Source organism: Komagataeibacter ossonobensis (genome assembly GCF_057359305.1).
Genome location: NZ_JBXAYQ010000121.1, coordinates 1 through 1,130, shown reverse-complemented (window position 1 = coordinate 1,130; position 1,130 = coordinate 1). Strand labels below are relative to the sequence as shown.

Genomic DNA, 1,130 nt, shown 5'->3' with positions numbered 1-1,130 from the left:
GGCGGGACATGGACGCCGCTTCCGGCGTCCGTTTCCACCACGAATGCGCTTGTGCTGTCGAAGGATGCCCAGCTGCAGTTTACGCCTGCGGCCAACTATAACGGCCAGCCTGTCAGTGGCGATGACCTTAAGGTCGTGCTGATCGACAGTTCGGACGCCGCATCGGGCAGCCCGGCCCTTGTGGGGGCGAACGGGCAGGCCCTGACCACGGCGGATGACACGCCGCTGACCGGTGCCGCGCTGGATTCCGGCACGATGGCGGTTGCGGGCGCCGATGTTTCGACCCGTGGCGGGCAGACCGCGCTCAGTGTGGGTACGGTTGACCTGTCCACGGCGGTCACACCGGTCAATGACCCGCCCACCATGGCGGCAGGCCCCTATGTGCTGCCTGATGTCACCTCGAACGGTGCTGATGGCGCCAATACAGGCGCCACGATTGCAGGCCTGTATCCGGACAGTACGGTGCAGGACGGGACCGACGCGCGGCAGAGCGCGGCTGACCCCACCGGGTCCACCGCCGACCATCTGGCTGGCGTGGCCATTACCGGCAATACGGCCAATCCCGCGACCGAGGGCACGTGGCAGTATTCCACCGATGGCGGCAGGACGTGGACGGACGTGCCTGCCAATGTTTCAGGCAGCGATGCCGTGGTGCTTGGCGATCAGGCCAGGGTGCGCTTTGACCCCGTGCCGAACTTTACCGGCACGCCGGGCGGGCTGACCACGCAGGTTGTCGAGACATCGGCCGACGTGCCGTTGACCGGCACCAGCAACGGCGTTGCCACCAGTGTTACGGGGCAGGCGCTTGCTGGCACTGCCACGGGGCTGACGGGCGTGGACATAACCCAGATGCAGCATGACCACCCCAACGGGTCGGTCAGCACCAACAGCCAGCCGCTTGATGTCACGGTTAACCCGGACGTGCATACGGCGGTAACCATTCCGCCCGGGCAGGAAGACCAGCCCGGCCCGAAGGAAACGGTCTCGCAGCTGTTCACCACCACCGACCCGAATGGTGTTGGCGGCGTTGCCATTACCGGCAATGCCACGCCTGCCAGCGAGGGGACATGGATGTATTCCGTACCCGGTGGCACGGCGCAGGCGCTGCCGACCGGTCTTTCGGCCACGAA

The 1,130-nt window shown here is 66.4% G+C and carries 1 protein-coding gene; it reads left to right on the top strand.

Going from position 1 to position 1,130, the window contains the following annotated elements; translation table 11 throughout:
• Positions 1-1,130, top strand: a 1,130-nt coding sequence (locus tag AC1RQ9_RS18965; protein ID WP_485988141.1) for a hypothetical protein, incomplete at both ends; no start/stop codon positions are given.